17 protein-coding genes are annotated in these 18,184 nt (G+C 55.0%); 5 read left to right on the top strand and 12 right to left on the bottom strand.

The annotated features are described in order from the left end of the window. Positions 1-18: 18 nt before the first annotated feature. Positions 19-2,187: an ornithine decarboxylase SpeF gene (gene speF, locus EBL_RS16975; protein ID WP_002441748.1), complete on the bottom strand. Its 2,169-nt coding sequence runs from the start codon at positions 2,185-2,187 to the stop codon at positions 19-21. 345 nt (positions 2,188-2,532) lie between these two features. Continuing rightward, positions 2,533-2,658 carry a leader peptide SpeFL gene (gene speFL, locus EBL_RS20675; protein WP_126298276.1) on the bottom strand — a complete coding sequence of 42 codons (126 nt, stop codon included), beginning with the start codon at positions 2,656-2,658 and terminating at the stop codon, positions 2,533-2,535. A gap of 421 nt (positions 2,659-3,079) precedes the next feature. Here speFL and pyrB point away from each other — a divergent pair, with 421 nt between their 5' ends. From pyrB to ridA, 3 genes are all read left to right on the top strand, one after another. After that, positions 3,080-4,015 carry an aspartate carbamoyltransferase gene (pyrB, locus tag EBL_RS16980; RefSeq protein ID WP_002441746.1) on the top strand — a complete coding sequence of 312 codons (936 nt, stop codon included), beginning with the start codon at positions 3,080-3,082 and terminating at the stop codon, positions 4,013-4,015. Positions 4,016-4,028: 13 nt separating this feature from the next. Then, positions 4,029-4,490 carry an aspartate carbamoyltransferase regulatory subunit gene (gene pyrI / locus EBL_RS16985; RefSeq protein WP_002441744.1) on the top strand — a complete coding sequence of 154 codons (462 nt, stop codon included), beginning with the start codon at positions 4,029-4,031 and terminating at the stop codon, positions 4,488-4,490. A 120-nt stretch (positions 4,491-4,610) separates the two neighbouring features. Then, positions 4,611-4,994, top strand: a complete 384-nt coding sequence (gene ridA, locus EBL_RS16990) for a 2-iminobutanoate/2-iminopropanoate deaminase (protein ID WP_002441742.1) — start codon at positions 4,611-4,613, stop codon at positions 4,992-4,994. A gap of 59 nt (positions 4,995-5,053) precedes the next feature. Here the strand turns inward: ridA and EBL_RS16995 are convergent, their stop codons facing one another. The 3 genes from EBL_RS16995 to EBL_RS17005 are packed head-to-tail and all read right to left on the bottom strand — an operon-like array spanning position 5,054 to position 7,906. Further along, on the bottom strand, positions 5,054-6,340 hold the full coding sequence (locus EBL_RS16995; RefSeq protein WP_002441740.1) for a TRAP transporter large permease: 1,287 nt from the start codon (positions 6,338-6,340) through the stop codon (positions 5,054-5,056). A 25-nt stretch (positions 6,341-6,365) separates the two neighbouring features. Continuing rightward, positions 6,366-6,875 carry a TRAP transporter small permease gene (locus tag EBL_RS17000; protein ID WP_002441737.1) on the bottom strand — a complete coding sequence of 170 codons (510 nt, stop codon included), beginning with the start codon at positions 6,873-6,875 and terminating at the stop codon, positions 6,366-6,368. Between the two features lie 53 nt (positions 6,876-6,928). Next, entirely contained in the window at positions 6,929-7,906 is a 978-nt protein-coding gene (locus tag EBL_RS17005) for a TRAP transporter substrate-binding protein (RefSeq protein WP_002441734.1), read from the bottom strand. An 875-nt stretch (positions 7,907-8,781) separates the two neighbouring features. Between EBL_RS17005 and nrdD the strand changes: the two genes are divergently transcribed. After that, positions 8,782-10,917, top strand: a complete 2,136-nt coding sequence (nrdD, locus tag EBL_RS17010) for an anaerobic ribonucleoside-triphosphate reductase (protein ID WP_002441732.1) — start codon at positions 8,782-8,784, stop codon at positions 10,915-10,917. A gap of 2 nt (positions 10,918-10,919) precedes the next feature. After that, positions 10,920-11,384: an anaerobic ribonucleoside-triphosphate reductase-activating protein gene (gene nrdG, locus EBL_RS17015; RefSeq protein WP_002441730.1), complete on the top strand. Its 465-nt coding sequence runs from the start codon at positions 10,920-10,922 to the stop codon at positions 11,382-11,384. Between the two features lie 30 nt (positions 11,385-11,414). On the opposite strand, the gene EBL_RS17020 is transcribed toward nrdG, so the two are convergent. The 7 genes from EBL_RS17020 to EBL_RS17050 form a co-directional block, all read right to left on the bottom strand. Further along, positions 11,415-13,322: a BglG family transcription antiterminator gene (locus tag EBL_RS17020; RefSeq protein WP_002441728.1), complete on the bottom strand. Its 1,908-nt coding sequence runs from the start codon at positions 13,320-13,322 to the stop codon at positions 11,415-11,417. 87 nt (positions 13,323-13,409) lie between these two features. Then, positions 13,410-14,150 (bottom strand): 2-dehydro-3-deoxy-phosphogluconate aldolase, encoded by a 741-nt coding sequence (gene dagF / locus EBL_RS17025; RefSeq protein WP_002441727.1) that lies wholly within the window; start codon positions 14,148-14,150, stop codon positions 13,410-13,412. Next, positions 14,147-15,262, bottom strand: a complete 1,116-nt coding sequence (locus EBL_RS17030) for a DgaE family pyridoxal phosphate-dependent ammonia lyase (protein ID WP_002441725.1) — start codon at positions 15,260-15,262, stop codon at positions 14,147-14,149. The genes dagF and EBL_RS17030 overlap by 4 nt, the downstream gene beginning before the upstream one ends. Further along, the gene (locus tag EBL_RS17035) at positions 15,246-16,379 is read right to left on the bottom strand and encodes an amidohydrolase/deacetylase family metallohydrolase (protein WP_002441722.1); all 1,134 of its coding nucleotides are present in this window, start codon (positions 16,377-16,379) and stop codon (positions 15,246-15,248) included. The genes EBL_RS17030 and EBL_RS17035 overlap by 17 nt, the downstream gene beginning before the upstream one ends. A gap of 46 nt (positions 16,380-16,425) precedes the next feature. After that, positions 16,426-17,067 carry a DUF4310 family protein gene (locus EBL_RS17040; protein WP_002441719.1) on the bottom strand — a complete coding sequence of 214 codons (642 nt, stop codon included), beginning with the start codon at positions 17,065-17,067 and terminating at the stop codon, positions 16,426-16,428. A gap of 12 nt (positions 17,068-17,079) precedes the next feature. After that, on the bottom strand, positions 17,080-17,856 hold the full coding sequence (locus EBL_RS17045) for a DUF4311 domain-containing protein (protein ID WP_002441718.1): 777 nt from the start codon (positions 17,854-17,856) through the stop codon (positions 17,080-17,082). Positions 17,857-17,887: 31 nt separating this feature from the next. Next, positions 17,888-18,184 (bottom strand): DUF4312 family protein, encoded by a 297-nt coding sequence (locus EBL_RS17050; protein WP_014716205.1) that lies wholly within the window; start codon positions 18,182-18,184, stop codon positions 17,888-17,890.

An 18,184-nucleotide genomic window follows, 5' to 3' on the forward strand; every position in this document is an offset into this window, starting at 1 on the left:
CAGGGAAGATCCGTATTATTATTTATTTTTCAGTACATATCCGAAGGCGTGCTGTAATCCGTCTTCACCTTTCTGGATATAAACGCCCTGCAATTCAGGTGCGAAACCAGGCAGCAGGTTAATCCCCTCTTCCAGCGCCAGGAAATAACGCTGTACCGCGCCGCCCCATACTTCACCCGGAACAACACACAGCACTCCCGGAGGATACGGCAGAGCACCTTCTGCGGCGATCCGGCCTTCAATCTGGCTTAATGGCACCAGATCAATATTGCCACGCACATATTCCAGATAAGCCTCACGCGGGTTCATCACCATTTTCGGGAAATTCGCTTTACGGAACATCTCTTTTTGCAGCGTTTTCACATCGTAGCTGACATAAAGATCATGCATTTCCTGGCACAGGCGGCGAATAGAATATCCGCGATAACGTTCTTCATTATTGGCATACAGAGCAGGCAGCACTTCAGATAACGGTGCGTCTTCATCCAGCAGGCGTTCAAAGCGGGCAATCTGAGCCACCAGATGCTGCAGTTTCGCCATATCTTCTGCCGGTGTCATCAGGAACAGAATGGAGTTCAGGTCGCATTTTTCCGGGACGATACCATTCTCACGCAGGAAGTTAGCCAGGATGGTGGCCGGCACCCCGAAGGACTCATATTCACCGGTGGCGGTATTAATCCCCGGGGTGGTGAGCATCAGTTTGCAGGGGTCAACAAAATACTGGTGATCCGCATACCCTTCAAACGCATGCCAGCGTTCGCCCGGGATAAAGTTAAAGAAGCGCAGATCGTTGGCCATCTCTTCCGTGTCGTGATCTTCCCATTTTTTACCGTTCACGGTAGCAGGGATAAACGGCTTGATATGGTGGCAGAGTTTTAACAGCAGCTTACGGGCTTCGATACCGTTTTTCACACACTCCAGCCACATGCGTTTACCGCTGGCCCCTTCGTGCATTTTGGCGTTCACGTCCAGGGCGGCAAACAGCGGATAGAACGGGCTGGTAGAGGCGTGCATCATAAAGGCGTTATTCATGCGTTTATGGTTAACGTAACGCGCCTGGCCTTTGATATGGCTGTCTTTTTTGTGGATTTGTGAGGTCTGGGAGAAGCCAGCCTGCTGTTTGTGTACTGACTGGGTAACCAGGATGCCCGGATCGTTTTCATTCAGATCCAGCAGCAGCGGTGAGCAGTCTTTCATCATCGGAATAAACTGTTCATACCCCACCCAGGCGGAGTCAAACAGGATGTAATCACACAGGTGACCAATCTTATCCACGACCTGACGGGCGTTGTAGATGGTCCCGTCATAGGTGCCTAACTGGATCACCGCCAGGCGGAACGGGCGGGCCTCTTTGGCGCGCTGCGGGGCAACCTCGTTAATCAGGCCGCGCAGGTACGCTTCCGAGAAGCAATGAGAATCAATACCGCCAATGAAGCCATACGGGTTACGTGCTGTCTCCAGATATACCGGGGTTGCACCGGCTTGCAGCAGCGCGCCGTGGTGGATGGATTTGTGGTTGTTTCGGTCAAACAATACCAGATCGCCGGGCGCAAGTAGTGCATTCAGAACCACCTTATTGGAAGACGATGTACCGTTCAGTACGAAATACGTTTTATCCGCATTATAGACTTTAGCCGCGTGCTGCTGAGCTTCACAGGGTGCCCCTTCGTGAATCAGCAAGTCACCCATGGCCACGTCGGCGTTACACAGGTCAGAACGGAACAGGGTTTCGCCAAAGTAGTCAAAGAACTGGCGGCCTGCCGGGTGGCGGCGGTAGAACTGCCCGCCCTGGTGCCCCGGGCAGTCAAAGGCGGCATAGCCCTTGCTGACATAATCCTTCAGGCGGCCAAAGAACGGCGGCAGCATGTCTTTTTCATATTTTTCTGCGGCGGCTTCTACCTGTTTACCGTAGAAGTCACCGTTGCCGTCGTTGGTGTCAATCACACCGGTAACGCGCGGCAGCACGTCTGCATCCAGCGTCTCCTGGCAGCAGGAGGCCACAAATACCGGGATATTAAACCCCGTCTCTTCAATGTGTGTCAGGGTGCCATTCGCGGCATCTTCGGCAGAAAGAACCACTGCGGAAACATCGGTTAAATCGCTGCTGTGAATATCAACGGTTTCACGTACGGTATCAAAGCTATTCAGCACACCATTACTGACCGCTATTTTATTTAACGTAGACATTTATTTACTCATCTCATTATCTGGTTATTACGCAGACAATAGCAATGCGTAACACGCCAGGTGTTTAATTCCCTTCGATCGCAAAGATCGAATAATCTTTATTTTGGGCGTACTCATCCCCCGGGAGAAATAACACTCCCGCATCAGGTGAATAAAATTAATTGCGCAGCCAACCCCGGCCGAATCAAACAGCAGTAATTTTATTCAGATAATATTCAGAGGAAACGCCAGTGCGGCATAATTCAGGCCAGACGAAAACATAACGGCAAAAGATTACGATACCCAAACAGTGGGCAGAAATAGTTTTATGTTTTCCGAAGACAGCACAAAATTATGCGCAGGCCATTAGCTGGCCAGGAGAGAGGATCTTTTAGAATTGAAAGTATGGAAGTCGAAGCAACTACGATGAGAAACCATCATAATATGCGTTACCCGCCGAATGTGCGGCCATGATCTATTGTTATTTTCCATATAAATCACCATTTAGTCCGTAAAAGACAGGACCGATTATATGTCTGAGAAAAATTAAAAATGTGACGCACATCAACTTTAATGAGAAACCCGGAATAATTGTCCGGAGAATGACGTACATATCAAACAAGAGCATGAGGCGTAAGCCAAAAAGACAGTGTTTTTAACTAAAAAGCAGCTATCTGGCCGACTAAATAATTTATGCTTGCCGCCGGTCGCCACATGCGTATAATGCCGGACGATTTGCCGGGAGGACATATGACACTGCACGCTGGACAACTTTCCCCGTCCGGGCGCCTGAAAACGGGTGCCGCCGTAGCGTTTTTCTTTCCGTTGCATACCTGTTTTTCGAAAGCCCCTCAACCGAGGGGCTTTTTTTTGACCAAAATTTGTCCTGCGCACCGCGACTGAGGAGACAGCCATGGCCAACCCGCTCTACCATAAACACATTATTTCAATTAACGATCTAAGCCGTGATGAACTGGAACTGGTGCTGGCAACGGCGGCCAGCCTGAAGGCGAACCCTCAGCCCGAGCTGTTAAAACACAAAGTGATCGCCAGCTGCTTTTTTGAGGCGTCCACCCGTACCCGCCTCTCTTTTGAGACCTCCATCCACCGTCTTGGCGCGTCGGTGGTGGGCTTTTCCGACAGCAGCAATACGTCGCTCGGCAAAAAAGGGGAAACCCTGGCCGACACCATTTCGGTTATCAGCACCTATGTGGATGCGATTGTCATGCGCCACCCTCAGGAAGGGGCCGCCCGCCTGGCAACGGAGTTCTCCGGCGGGATCCCGGTGGTAAATGCCGGTGACGGCGCGAACCAGCACCCCACCCAGACCCTGCTGGATCTGTTCACCATTCGTGAAACCCAGGGGCGCCTGGAAAACCTGAATATCGCCATGGTGGGGGATCTGAAGTATGGCCGCACGGTCCACTCCCTGACCCAGGCGCTGGCGAAGTTTAGCGGTAACCGGTTCTACTTTATCGCCCCGGATGCGCTGGCTATGCCCCAGTACATCCTCGATATGCTGGATGAGAAAGGCATCGCCTGGAGCCTGCATGAAAACATGGAAGAGGTGATGGGCGAGCTGGATATTCTGTATATGACCCGGGTACAAAAAGAGCGCCTTGACCCGTCAGAGTATGCCAACGTGAAGGCGCAGTTTATTCTGCGGGCGGCGGATCTTACCGGCGCCCGGGACAATATGAAGGTGCTGCACCCACTGCCGCGTATTGATGAAATCACCACCGACGTAGACACCACCCCACACGCCTGGTACTTCCAGCAGGCGGGGAACGGTATTTTTGCCCGCCAGGCACTTCTGGCACTGGTTCTGAATCGCGATCTGGCACTGTAAGGGGGAACTGACGATGACACACGATAATAAATTACAGGTAGAAGCCATTAACCGCGGCACCGTAATTGACCATATTCCGGCTCAGGTCGGGTTCAAACTGCTGACCCTGTTCCGCCTGACCGAAACCGATGCACGTATCACCATCGGCCTGAATCTGCCCTCCCGGGAGCTGGGGCGCAAAGACCTTATCAAAATTGAGAACACCTTCCTCACTGACGATCAGGTTAACCAGCTGGCCCTCTATGCCCCCCACGCTACAGTAAACCGTATCGACAACTACACGGTGGTGGGTAAATCGAGCCCGATTCTGCCTGACCATATTGATAATGTCCTCACCTGCCCGAACAGCAACTGCATCAGCCGCAGCGAGCCGGTCAGCTCCAGTTTCCGGGTGATCCGCCGCGCGGCGGATATCAGCCTGAAGTGCAAATACTGTGAGAAAGAGTTCACCCAGCAGGTGGTTCTGGCAGGATAGCACTGGAAATGGTCAACGGCCCTCCTATAATGGGAGGGCTTTTTTATTGTCCGATCTGCTCAGCTGGCCAGCATTATGCTCTGCCAGCAGAGCTGTACCTTAGAAATTTCAGGAGAAAATATGTCAGTCATCAGTACGGAACGCGCACCCGCCGCCATCGGTCCTTATGTCCAGGGCGTTGATCTGGGCAGTATGGTTATCACCTCTGGTCAGATCCCGGTCGATCCTAAAACCGGTGCCGTTGCCGATGACGTGGCCGCCCAGGCTCGTCAGTCACTGGAGAACGTCAAAGCCATCGTGGAAGCCGCTGGTCTGAAAGTGGGCGATATCATCAAGACCACGGTATTTGTTAAAGATCTGAACGATTTTGGCGTGGTCAATGCCACTTACGAAGCGTTCTTCACCGAACATCAGGCTGTGTTCCCGGCCCGCTCCTGTGTGGAAGTGGCCCGCCTGCCAAAAGACGTGAAAATCGAAATTGAAGCGATTGCCGTGCGCCGCTAACCGCGCAGGGAAAAACGCAAAAACGGGCCACTGAAGGCCCGTTTTTTATTGTCACAACCTTACATCACACCAAACAGCTTCGGCAGAAAGAGAGACAGGGCCGGGACATAGGTCACCAGCATCAGGATCAGAAACAGAATGCCGTAAAACGGCAGCATCCCTTTCACCACCTGCTCAATGCGCTGCTTACTCACGGCACTTGCCACAAACAGCACTGATCCTACCGGCGGGGTAATCAGCCCGATCCCGAGGTTAACCAGCATGATCATCCCGAAGTGCACCGGATCCACCCCCAGCGCCACAACCACCGGCAGCAGAACCGGCGTCAGGATCAGGATCAGCGGGGCCATATCCATCAGGGTGCCAATCAGCAGCAGCATGATGTTGATGCACATCAGAATCACATATTTATTATCCGAGATGCTGGTGAAGAACTCGGTGATCCGCGCGGGCAGCTGCATATAGGTCATGATGGCGCCGAACGCCGCCGCAAAGCCAATCAGGATCATCACGATGGTTACCGTCTTTACCGTGCGGTACATCAGCTTCGGCAATTCCGACCACTTATAGTCTTTGTAGATAAACATCGTCACGAAGAACGCCCACAGGCAGGCGATGGCGGCAGATTCCGTGGCGGTAAAGATCCCCGACAGGATCCCCCCCATAATGATCACCACCGTCATCAGCCCCCACAGGGTGTCGGTAAAGATCTTCAGCGCCTGGCGAAAGGGCACCCGCTCCCCTTTCGGGTAGCCGCGCTTATGGGCAAAGGCCACGCAGGTTGCCATTAGCGTCAGGCTCATCAGCAGGCCCGGCAATACCCCGGCAATAAACAGCGCCGCAATCGACACGGTGCCGCCGGTTGCCAGCGAGTAAATCACCGAGTTATGACTGGGGGGTGTGAGGATAGCCTGCACCGAGCCGCTGGCGGTCACCGCTGCGGCGAAGTCGCGCGGATAGCCTTTTTTGTCCATTTCCGGGATCATCACCGAGCCAATGGAGGCGGTATCCGCCACCGAAGAGCCGGAAATGGCCCCGAAGAAGGTAGAAGCCACAATGTTCACCAGCGACAGGCCGCCGCGAATAAACCCGACAAAGATATAGGCGAAGTTGACCAGCCGCCGGGCGATACCCCCCTCGGCCATGATCGCCCCGGCCAGAATAAAGAACGGAATCGCCAGCAGGGAGAACTTATTCACCCCGCTGGTCAGCTGGATCATCAGCGCTTCCAGCGGGATATCAATGTACCAGGCCCCGATAATGGCGCTGATACCTACCGCATAGGCCACCGGCACGCCGATTGCCAGCATAATCGCCAGCGTAAACAACAGAATAAAAGCATCCATAGACTTTTCCTTTCCACTGGCGGTTTCAGGTTGTTGAGCCCAGCATCACCACCGGGCGCTGGTTCTGCGGCCCGCGGACGATTTTTTCAAAAATAAACAAAATGGTGATGGCAGAGCCAATCGGCAGCGGCAGGTAATTTTGCCCGGCGGTCAGTAACGGGAACTCCGCCACCGGCTGCTGCCATAATTCCAGACACAGAGCACCCCCGTACCACAAAATAAAGACGCTGATTGCCAGCAGCATAATATCTGCCAGTACCCCGCAGGCTTTACGGCCCGATTCCCCCAGGCGCTCAGTCAGCATGGTGACGGCAATATGGGCACCGGCGCGGTAACTGACCGCCGCTCCAATAAAAGTAAAGGTCACCATGCATAATATGGAAATGGGCTCTGGCCAGGAAAGGGCATTATTCATCACGTAGCGGGCGAATATCCCGACCGGAATAACACTGACCATAATAAGTAATGCGATACCGGCGATCCACATGGATACGCGGTACAACAGGTCCATCACCAGTGAATAGCGTTCACCCATAATAAATATCCTTAAAAAAGAACCGGCGAAGGCGCAAACCCTCGCCGGCAGGATTACTGGACGTCCTGAATGCGCTTAATCAGCTCCTGATGGTCTTTACCGTACTTATCACGTACAGATTGTGTGGCTGTATAATAATATTTAATATCGACATCCTGGAAATTAACCCCATTGGCTTTCATGGTTTCCAGAGATTTGGCGTTATAAATCTGCCACAGCTCACGCTGTTCGGCCTGGGCTTCTTTAGCCAGCTTAATAATTAATTCCTGATCTTCTTTTTTCAGCTTATCCCACTTTACTTTAGAAAACAGGAACAGCTCAGGAATAATAAAGTGCTTACTCCAGGTGTAGTTTTTCGCGACCGGTAAATAGTTATGGGCCACATAGGTTGGCGGGTTATTCTCCGTGCCGTCGACGACCCCGGTCTGCATGCCGCTGAAGACTTCACTGACCCCCATCGCCACCGGGTTAGCCCCCATGGCTTTCAGGGTGTCGAGCGATACGGGGCTTGCCTGGACACGTATTTTCATCCCGTTCAGATCTTCTGCCTTCGCCAGGGGGGCTTTGGTTATCAGGTTGCGGGTGCCCGCATCCATCCAGCCGAGGAAGACCAGCCGCGACTGTTTGCTGGCTGTCAGGCGATCGCCAATCTCTTTGCCTATCATGCCGTCCAGCACTTTATGCATATGGTCTTCATCACGGAAGATATAGGGCAGCGTAAAGACATTAATTTCCGGCAGAATAGCCGCAACCGGCGTCATGGAGACGCGGATAATATCAATAGCCCCAATCTGGGCCTGCTCTATCGTCTGCTTCTCATCGCCTAATACCCCGCCCGGAAAGGTTTTAATTTCCAGGCGGCCATCGGTTGCCGTTTTGAGTTTCTCCCCCATATGTTTAACGGCCACCACATTAGGATAATCCGCCGGGTGTACATCCGCCGCGCGAAATGTCTGGGCAATAGCGCCCTGAGTAGTGAATAACAATGCCGAACCAATACATAAAGCGGACAGTTTCCTGACCATATTCATAGGCAGTCTCCAGAGGCATTAATGTGTTTTTAAATAATTAGTACCCTGTGATATTTATTTTCACACCCGTCCGTAGGTTATAAGCAATGGATTACAGGGAATGGTCTGCGTAACCATATCCTGTCAAACGTCAGCATACGATGATTATCCTCACAAAATAAACCAAAAAGGCATTTTTTTTGATACAGCGTTTTATTATTAAAATATCGATTCAGCTAACATAATAAAAGCGCCAGAAAACTGGAAAAAAACAGAATTGCTAATACGCCTTATCAATATAACCTCTGATTATTCCCGGGAAATAAAACACCCTCTGCCGCGAATAATATTACGGCTAACTGTCGCGCCAGTTATATCTGTGCCCCATTCCCCGGATAAACACGATAAATCACCCGGAATCAGCGCCTGGCCCAGCCCCTTATACGCCCTCCGGTAACGGGTCGTTTTATGACCATATTCCCGGCACAGTGGCTGCTGCCACAGCGCGTGTTTTTTCACCAACTGCTGCGGATTGCAGCATATTACGATTAAGCCTTACCCGCCTTTTTATGTGGTTATTTTTTAACCCATTTATTTACCAAAATAATCCTCCGCCGTGAGGCGCGCCACCGCTGTACTGCCAGATTTACCTTGTCCTACATCAATAAAACCGTAAACATGTTTGATGAAAGTCACTACATATAGACATTAAAATGCGCCCCGGCCCAATATATTGTATTTTTAGTCTACAATGTCACCAGTTGCCCACAATACCTGATACGCAGCGTTGTGGATAAAACGGGCCAGTCCCGGGGAAGTAAATGGCAGCCATGCGTTTTCTCCTCCCGGGTGTTCTTCTGCTTATGTGGATAACCTGTTTTTAAAATGGAGAGATCATGACACCGCATGTGATGAAACGCGACGGGTGCAAAGCACCTTTCAATTCAGAGCGCATTCAGGCTGCAATCCTGCGTGCAGCTAAAGCAGCGGGAGTCGATGACGCAGACTATTGCGCCACCGTCGCAAATGTCGTTAAGGACCAGATGGCCAACCGCAGCCAGGTTGATATCCATGAGATCCAGACCGCGGTCGAAAACCAGCTCATGTCCGGCCCGTACAAACAACTGGCCCGTGCTTATATTGAGTATCGCCACGACCGCGATATCGCCCGGGAAAAACGCGGCCAGCTGAACCAGGAGATCCGTGGCCTGGTCGAGCAGACCAACTCTGCGCTGCTCAACGAAAACGCCAACAAAGACAGCAAAGTTATCCCGACCCAGCGCGATCTGCTGGCCGGTATTGTGGCAAAACACTACGCCAAACAGCACCTGCTGCCGCGCGATATTGTGCTGGCCCATGAACGTGGCGACATCCATTACCACGATCTGGACTACTCCCCCTTCTTCCCGATGTTCAACTGCATGCTCATTGACCTCAAAGGCATGCTGACCCTCGGGTTTAAAATGGGCAACGCGGAAATTGAGCCGCCAAAGTCCATTTCCACCGCCACGGCGGTCACCGCACAGATTATTGCCCAGGTTGCCAGCCATATTTACGGCGGCACCACCATTAACCGTATTGACGAAGTGCTGGCGCCGTTTGTCACTGCCAGCTTCGAAAAACACCGTAAAACCGCGCAAGAGTGGCAAATTCCGGATATCGAAGGCTACGCCCACGCCCGCACAGAAAAAGAGTGCTACGACGCATTCCAGTCACTGGAATATGAAGTCAACACCCTGCACACCGCCAACGGACAAACCCCGTTTGTCACCTTTGGCTTCGGGCTTGGCACCAGCTGGGAATGCCGGATGATCCAGACCTCTATTCTGCGCAACCGCATTGCCGGGCTGGGTAAAAACCGCAAAACCGCGGTCTTCCCGAAACTGGTATTTGCCATTCGCGATGGTCTGAACCACAAATTTGGCGATGCCAACTACGACATTAAACAACTGGCTCTGGAGTGCGCCAGCAAGCGCATGTACCCGGATATCCTCAACTACGACCAGGTGGTGAAGGTGACCGGCTCCTTTAAAACCCCGATGGGCTGTCGCAGCTTCCTCGGCGTTTATGAAGAAAACGGCGAGCAAATCCACGAAGGGCGTAACAACCTCGGGGTTATCAGCCTGAACCTGCCGCGCATCGCCCTGGAAGCCAGAGGGGATGAGGCGACTTTCTGGTCCCTGCTTGACGATCGTCTGGCGCTGGCAAAACGCGCCCTGATGACCCGCATCGCCCGTCTGGAAGGGGTGAAGGCCCGGGTAGCACCGATCCTGTACATGGAAGGGGCCTGCGGCGTGCGCCTGAAAGCGGACGACAACGTATCGGAGATTTTCAAAAACGGCCGTGCGTCTATCTCGCTGGGCTATATCGGGATCCACGAAACCATTAATGCGCTCTCCGGCAATCAGCACGTCTACGACAGTGAAGAACTGCGCCAGAAGGCCATTGCCATTGTCAGCCGCCTGCGTAAAGCGGTGGATGACTGGAAAGCAGAAACCGGCTACGGCTTTAGCCTCTACAGCACTCCGAGCGAAAACCTGTGCGACCGTTTCTGCCGCCTGGATACGGCTGAATTCGGTATCGTCCCGGGTGTGACCGACAAAGGCTACTACACCAACAGCTTCCACCTTGATGTGGAAAAGAAAGTGAATCCGTATGACAAGCTGGACTTTGAAGCGGCCTATCCGCCCATCAGCAACGGCGGGTTTATCTGCTACGGTGAGTATCCGAACATTCAGCACAACCTGCGGGCGCTGGAAGATGTCTGGGACTACAGCTACCAGCACGTGCCTTACTACGGCACCAACACCCCGATAGACGAATGCTACGAATGCGGTTTTACCGGCGAGTTCGACTGCACCAGCAAAGGCTTCACCTGCCCGAAATGCGGCAACCATGACGCGGCGCGCGTGTCGGTTATCCGCCGGGTGTGTGGCTACCTGGGCAGCCCGGATGCCCGCCCGTTTAACGCCGGTAAGCAGGAAGAGGTTAAACGCCGCGTGAAACACCTCGGTGCCGGGCAGATTGGCTGATTATGAATATCCATCAGTATTACCCGGTGGATGTGGTCAACGGGCCTGGCACCCGTTGTACCCTGTTCGTGGCCGGTTGCGTCCACGAATGCCCCGGTTGCTATAACAAGAGCACCTGGCGCCTGAATTCCGGCGTCCACTTCACCCGGGAGATGGAAGATCAGATTATCCGCGATCTTAACGACACCCGGGTGAAGCACCAGGGGCTGTCGCTCTCCGGCGGCGATCCGCTGCACCCGCAGAACGTACCGGATGTTCTGCATCTGGTGCGTCGGGTGCGGGAAGAATGCCCGGGGAAAGATATCTGGGTGTGGACCGGGTATAAGCTCGAAGAGCTGACCCCGGCCCAGATGGAGGTGGTTGATCTGATTAACACCCTGGTGGATGGCAAGTTCGTGCAGGATCTGCGCGATCCGTCGCTTATCTGGCGCGGCAGCAGTAATCAGGTGGTCCACCACCTGCGCTAACGTTCCGGCCCTGCGCTGCCTGAGCCTCTGCTACAACCGGCTCAGGCACTCAATCGCCACAGCCTTAAAGCTGGCAAAATCTTTACTGGCCTGCAAACGTGGCACCGCCCGCTCCCGCAGTAGGGTGACAAACAGCTCGTAGATCCCCATCGCCTCTTCGTATTCGCTTTTGCTGATAGCCAGCAGGAACACCACGTGGGCCGTCTCTTCCCCCCAGGGGATCCCCTCCGGGGCCAGCACCGTATAGACCACGGTTTTGTGGGCCAGCAGCCCCAGCGAGTGCGGCAGGGCAATCCCGTCCCCGAGCATGGTGCTGACTATCTCTTCACGCTCGGTTACAGAGTCGAGAAAATCAGGGCCCACATAACCTTCGGCCTCCAGCTGGTGGCTCAGCTTTTCAAACAGCGCCTCGCGGCTTATGGGCTGGTCAACAATCATAAAGTGGCTGGCGTCGAAGAACTTCTCCAGCATGCGTGGCCGGGTTCTGTCCACCAGCACCAGTTTGCCAATCTGCTCCAGCTGGTATTCGGTGGGAAAAGGCGACATCAGCACCGTGGGTTTGTTTTTTTCATCCAGCCGCGCGGTGGTTATCACAAAGTCTTCGTCCACCTCGCTCAGCTGCTCATAATCCCGCAGGGCGATGATCCGGGTAACCTCCAGCTGAGGGTATTTACGCAGCAGCATGGCCTGAATCATGCGCACCGTGGAGTTGCCCGTATCGCACACCAGCAATACCCGGGGGTGGCGCTCATAGCCAATGTTGTAATGACGCTCCAGCCCGACGCCGATATGCAATACCAGAAAGCCGATTTCATTTTCACTGATGGTATAGGGGGTATATTTCCCCCAGTTGCTCACCGCCGCCAGGGTCATGTCCCAGGCCAGCGGATAATGCTGCTTGATATTGCTCAGCAGCGGGTTGGGGATGTTTATCTGGTAGCGCACCCGGGTGATCATGGTTTTGATATGGGTAAGCAGGTCCGCATGGAGTTGCTTATCGGTCAGCAGGTTGTAGTTATAGTTGCTGTTGATATAGCGCAGAATGTAGTTCACCAGCGCTTCCCCGTCGTCTGCGTTAATGGCGCTGGGGGCGGATTCGAGGATCTGGCGCGCGGCAATATGCACCCGCAGCCAGTGCTCTTCAGCGGCAGACAGCGGTTTACCCGCCTGCTGCTGCAACACCCGCGCCACGGCCCGGGCCGCTTCACGCACGGATTCGTCCACATCGTCGGCGCTGAAGTCGCTCAGGGGGTAGCCCTCGCTGATGCGCCGCACGGCCACCGCGCAGTACAGGCAGATAAACTGCTCGCCTTCGTCGGTCAGGCGCACCCGGGACTGGCTGAAACAGTGCTGTAGTGGTGCCGCCAGCCGGGCCTGAACCCCGGTATCCAGCGCCTCTTCCAGTAGCGGGTTGCTGGCGTCTTCCTGCCACAGCTGCCAGAGCAGGTCTGTCAGGCAGGCGCGAATCGACATCTCGCTACCGAACAATTTCATGCCGTAGCGCGGGCGGGTTTCAATGGTCAGGTTGTAGCGGGTGAGCCACTCTCTTACCTCTGCCATATCGCTCTGTAATGTGGCGCGGCTGACAAACCACTCTTCGGCCAGCGTCTCCAGTTTGAGTGAGAAAGCGGAAGTAAGAAAACGGACCAGCAAATAGTGCACGCGCTCTGCTGAGGTTCTGGGCGTGCGTAACTGGCGGGGCTGCTCGGCCTGTAATGCCGCATAGCGCCCGGCATCGATGACCCGGATCTGATACCCGGCGCCGCGGTTCAGTACAAACTGTACGCCGTGATCCAGCAGTAGCGCATTAAGTGCGGCAATATCGGCACGCACGGTACGGGTAGAGACAGCCAGTCGTAGAGCCAGCTCGTCCTGAGGCAGGGTCTCGTTTTGTAGCATATCGAACAACTGAGACAGACGTTGATTCGGGAATCGCACGGTATTTTCCTTGTGTAGTAGGCAGTAACAGCATACCGCGCCGGGTGCATCGCCGGTAGTCCGCCGTGCACCCGGGTGACAACCGCGTTAACCGAGCAGTTGTTTGGTCATTGCCAGCAGGGTCCGGACATCTTCCGGGCGGGTATCGCCGCTGGCTTTATCGATAATTGAGCTGTAAATATGCGGGATAACGCGGCTGACACCGGCATCCAGCGCGATTTTCAGGATTTCGCTGTAGTTTTCCAGCGTGATACCGCCGGTCGGCTCCAGCCAGAAATCATTCCGGGCACAGGCTTCGGCCACCGCCTGGTACTCATCACGGCACTTAAGCCCGCCCATCGGGAAATATTTTACCGAGCTGCCGCCCATATCTTTAAGCATAGCAATGGCGGTATCAACCGGCACGATACCGTCCGGCGCGGTGCTGCTCAGCGGGCCGGTAGAGATTTTCACCATGCCCACTGTCCCGGTCGGCGAGATAAGCCCGTTGACCACGGTCTTATCCTGGCCCAGCAGGGCCCGGCTGGTCGCCACACCGGTGAACACCTGGTTGACGTGCTGCGGCTGAACCTGGCGGGAGATTTCGCTCACCATGGCTGACTGGTTCGGATCCCCGGCCCCGAGCCCGACAGACAGGGCGTTATCGATAAGCGCGGCGTATTCGCGCATATCCGCCACGGCGCTGGCAACGTCCGGGTAGTTTTTCGATAACACGCCCACCAGCACATGCCCCTCAGCGGCCTGGTGAATGTCCCGGGCGTTGGCTTTAGAGCCCGCCAGCACATTCAGACAGACGCGATCGCGGTAAAAATGGGGGGTTAATTTCATGCCTGGTTCTCCTGTAAACACTCGCCGATACGGCGGGAAATAATAGCCAGCTGATCGGCAGTCACACTGCGTACATCAGCTTCAATAATGCCTTCATTGGCTTTGTAACCACGGAAGTAGATGGCGTACTCGCCCTGTTTGAGCTGCTCGACCAGGGTGCCAGTGGGAACACCGGTCCGGGCTTCATCAAACTTGATTTCGGTGCGCGCGATATCGCGCCCGGCAGAGTCCCACACCACCCGGGCACTGACGCCGGGCAGCCCGTTCAGCGCCTCAATAAACGGGGTCATTTTTTCGACCATCTGCGCCCCGCTCTCTTTGGTGGCGCTGAGGTAATACTCAATGGCCGTGGTCAGGCCGAGGATCCCCTCTTTGCCCACCTTCATGGCGCGGCCGATACCGCCGGACTGGCGCTTCACCCACTCCACATACTGTTTCTTACCCACCACCAGGCCACTGGTGGGCCCTTCGATGGCTTTGGCTCCGCTGTAGATAACCAGGTCGGCCCCGTCGTGGTAGTAACGCTGTAAATCTTCTTCTGCGGCGGCATCCACAATCAGCGGCAGATTATGCTGCTGCGCCACTGCGGCGGCCTGGGCCACGTTGAGCATGCTTTTCTGCACGCAGTGGTGGGATTTGATATACAAAATAGCCGCGGTGCGCGGTGTGATAGCCGCCGCCAGCTGCTCTGCGGAGCACTCATTGGCGTAGCCTGCTTCCACCAGCTTACCGCCCCCCAGCGCCACCATGGTGCCGACCGGGGCACCAAAGTTCACGTTGTGGCCCTTGGGCAGGACGATTTCGTTATTCTCAACCGGGGTCACGTGCAGGTTTTCCAGCAGCCAGTCGCTGTCTTTGACCAGTACCGCCGCCACCGACTGGGCAATACCGGCAGAGGCGCAGGCCACCACAACGGCCCCTTCGGTGCCCAGCAGCCCGGCAATGTACTCGCCGGTCTTGTTAACCAGATCTTTCATCTCAAAATAGTGGTTAACCCCGGTGACCATCGCCTCAACCACTTCTGGTCGTGGGGTAGACACCCCAAGGATGGTCATCCGCCCGGATGCGTTAATCACTTGTTTTAAATTGTATTTCTCATAAATCGAAGACATGTTCCGCTTTCCCCTGTTGGGTAGTAAACCAGTTCCCGGCGCGTACCGCCGCCAGGGCTACCAGCTGCTGGCTGGCGGCTAATGTGTTGTTGTCGGCATCGGTCAGCACTACAGGCTGCTGGCGCAGGTCAAAAATGGTCAGATCCGCCGTTTTCCCCACGGCCAGGCGGCCTTTTTCCGCCAGATTCAGCCCCTCTGCCGCATGGGTGGTCACGCAGTCAATCACCTGAGGCAGGCTCATACCGATGGCAAGGAATTTCGACATTACCGCCGCCAGGCTGTGTACCGGCCCGTCAATGCGGTTGCGGCAGTAAATATCAGAGCTGATGGTGTGGGGCAGGATCCCCATGGCAATGGCCCGCCGGGCCACTTCAAAGCTAAAGCTGGCGGTCCCGTGGCCCACATCAAGCCGGACACCACGGCGCAGCGCTGCGGTTATGGAGGTGCGCAGCTCCCCTTCCGGGGTCAGAATACGGTTAGGTTTGCCGTTATAGCAGTGGGTGATGATGTCCCCGCTGGTGAGCAAGTCGGCAATTTCATCAAGGTTCGGCGGGTTATTGCCGATATGCACCATCAGCGGCAGGTTACCGTTCTCCTGCTGGAACGCTTTGGCGCGTTTTAACGGCTCAATGCCGTTGTCGCCCACCACGCTGCTGCTCATCCGCGCTTTCAGGCCGACAATAAAATCCGGGTAGCGCGCCACGGCATCACGCACCGCGTCGGCATCAATATTGTCCATGTTTGCCAGTTCGTTCTGGGCAATCAGCCCCACCCGGGAGATGTTAAGCAGGGCATAGACATCGGTGCTGGCTTTGCGGGTCAGTGCGTAGAAGGTATCAATATCGTCTGCGCCGGTGCTTCCGGCGTCGATAACCGTGGTCACCCCGGTGGCGATCCCCACGCTGTCCGGTTCATCGTGATAAATCGGCGAGTTGGGATAGCAGTGTACGTGAGAGTCAATCCAGCCTGCGCTGACATAGTGCTTACCCTGCAAATCCACCACCGTTGTCGCGCCGGATTCTGTCTGCCCCAGTGCGGCAATCCGCCCGTCCTGTATGGCGATATCAGTTACAACATCGTCCGCCAGGCGGGCATTACGAATCAGTAAATCATACATACAACGGCTCCTGAAATACCGGGCGCCGCAGCGCCCGTATGGACAATCAGATGGCTACCGGGAAGATAGAGCCCAGCAGCATCGCCCCGAGAATCGCCCCACCGGTGATAGGCTTCTGCCACAGGTAGAACAGCAGTGCACCCACCAGCGAACCGATCCCGATAGGAATAGATGCGGTCATCGCGCTGAGGATAATCAACGGACCAAGGAAGCGGCCAGAGGCGTTACCGGCCCCCATCATGACATCCGCCCCGTAGGTGGAGTCACTCTGGTTGATGGTGAATTTACGCGCCAGAATGATGATGTAACCAATAGCCAGTCCCAGAATCATGCCGGTCGCCAGTGAGGCGGCAAAGTTCGCCACCGGGAAGATTATCCCGGCACCCAGCAGCAGGGCAGGAACCCCAAGGCCGATACCGGTCTGGATAGCCCCACCGATATCCAGGATCCCCACCAGGGAGCCTTCGATGATACGGGCAAACAGGAAGCTGGCCCCGAAGGCCGCAACGGCCCCGTAAGCCCCGGTATCCATCCCGGCGCGCAGCATGGAAACAAATGCCACTTCGTTGAATGCGCCAATGCCGTACAGATAGTACATATGGGTCCCGGCGAACACGCCGGCAGACAGCAGACCGACAAAGATCGGGAATGACCAGTCCGCGTACCAAAAATTCTTATTCTGTTCCATAAATTTCCCCGGTTACTTGCCGCTCAGGCCGTTGTGGATCATCTCCAGCCAGTTCGGCACAGTGAGATGGAAGGATTCGATCATCTTCATGTCGAAGCCACGGAAGAAGCCACTCAGGACAAACAGCGCCACAATGGCCACCATCATCACTTTGGTCACGTGGTTCCAGCCGCTCTCTTCCACACCCTTACCGATCAGGATCCCCAGTACCAGGCCCGGTACGGCGTTACCCATGATCATCTGCGCAGCACCACCGAATACGGTTGCCCAGAAGCCGGATTTTTTACCCGCATCAATCGCTGCCAGCCAGAAAATCACCGGCATCACGGTGTTCACCAGCAGGTTTGCTGCCGGCACCAGCACTTTAACGGCGGTAATTTGCAGCGCTTCCGGTACGGAGGAGGCAGTCACGTTAAGGAACGCCACCACAATCATGCCGATAATGCCGCAGGCGATAGCCATTTTGCGGGGATCGTGCAGGGTTTCACCGACATTGCGGTTTTTAATCATCAGGGCAGCGGCGCCCCAGTTCGGGATAATGCGGTGGTCAACGTCCTGGGTAAAAGAACCGGCCGCCACAGAGGATGCCCAGGCGTTGAAGAAGAAGCCGAGCCCAAAAGAGAAATGCGATGCCGGATCGCCCTCACAGGAGTTCAACTCCCCCAGTGTACGAAAGGCGCCCATGCCCTGAGTGGTAGGCGCATGGAACATACGCGCCGCCCCTGCCCCCACGCCGACGCCCACCAGGGCCCCGATGATGAGTGATTTTATTAATATTATTAAAAACATTCGTCTGAACCTTCTATTGGTGGTGCGGTGGTTATTGCGTGGCGAACTCCACTTTGTCGAGATTGATAGCCGTCACGCTGACGGTGACATCCAGCGTTACGCTGAATGTGCGTCTTTCCCGGCGCAAAAAGAAAAATAAAAATGCCTCTTTGCGCGCCGTAACCTGCGCACTGACCACCTTCACGTCCTGTGGCTCAATACGCAGTAAGATATGAGGTGAGGACTTCATCACGCTGCCCTGAACTTTGTTCAGGGCGTCGGCAAAGGCTTTCTCTTTACTGTCGCCTTTGCCGCTGACACTCACCGTGGTGGTGAATTGTTCTTTCAT

It is taken from the genome of Shimwellia blattae DSM 4481 = NBRC 105725, assembly GCF_000262305.1.
GTDB lineage: Bacteria > Pseudomonadota > Gammaproteobacteria > Enterobacterales > Enterobacteriaceae > Shimwellia > Shimwellia blattae.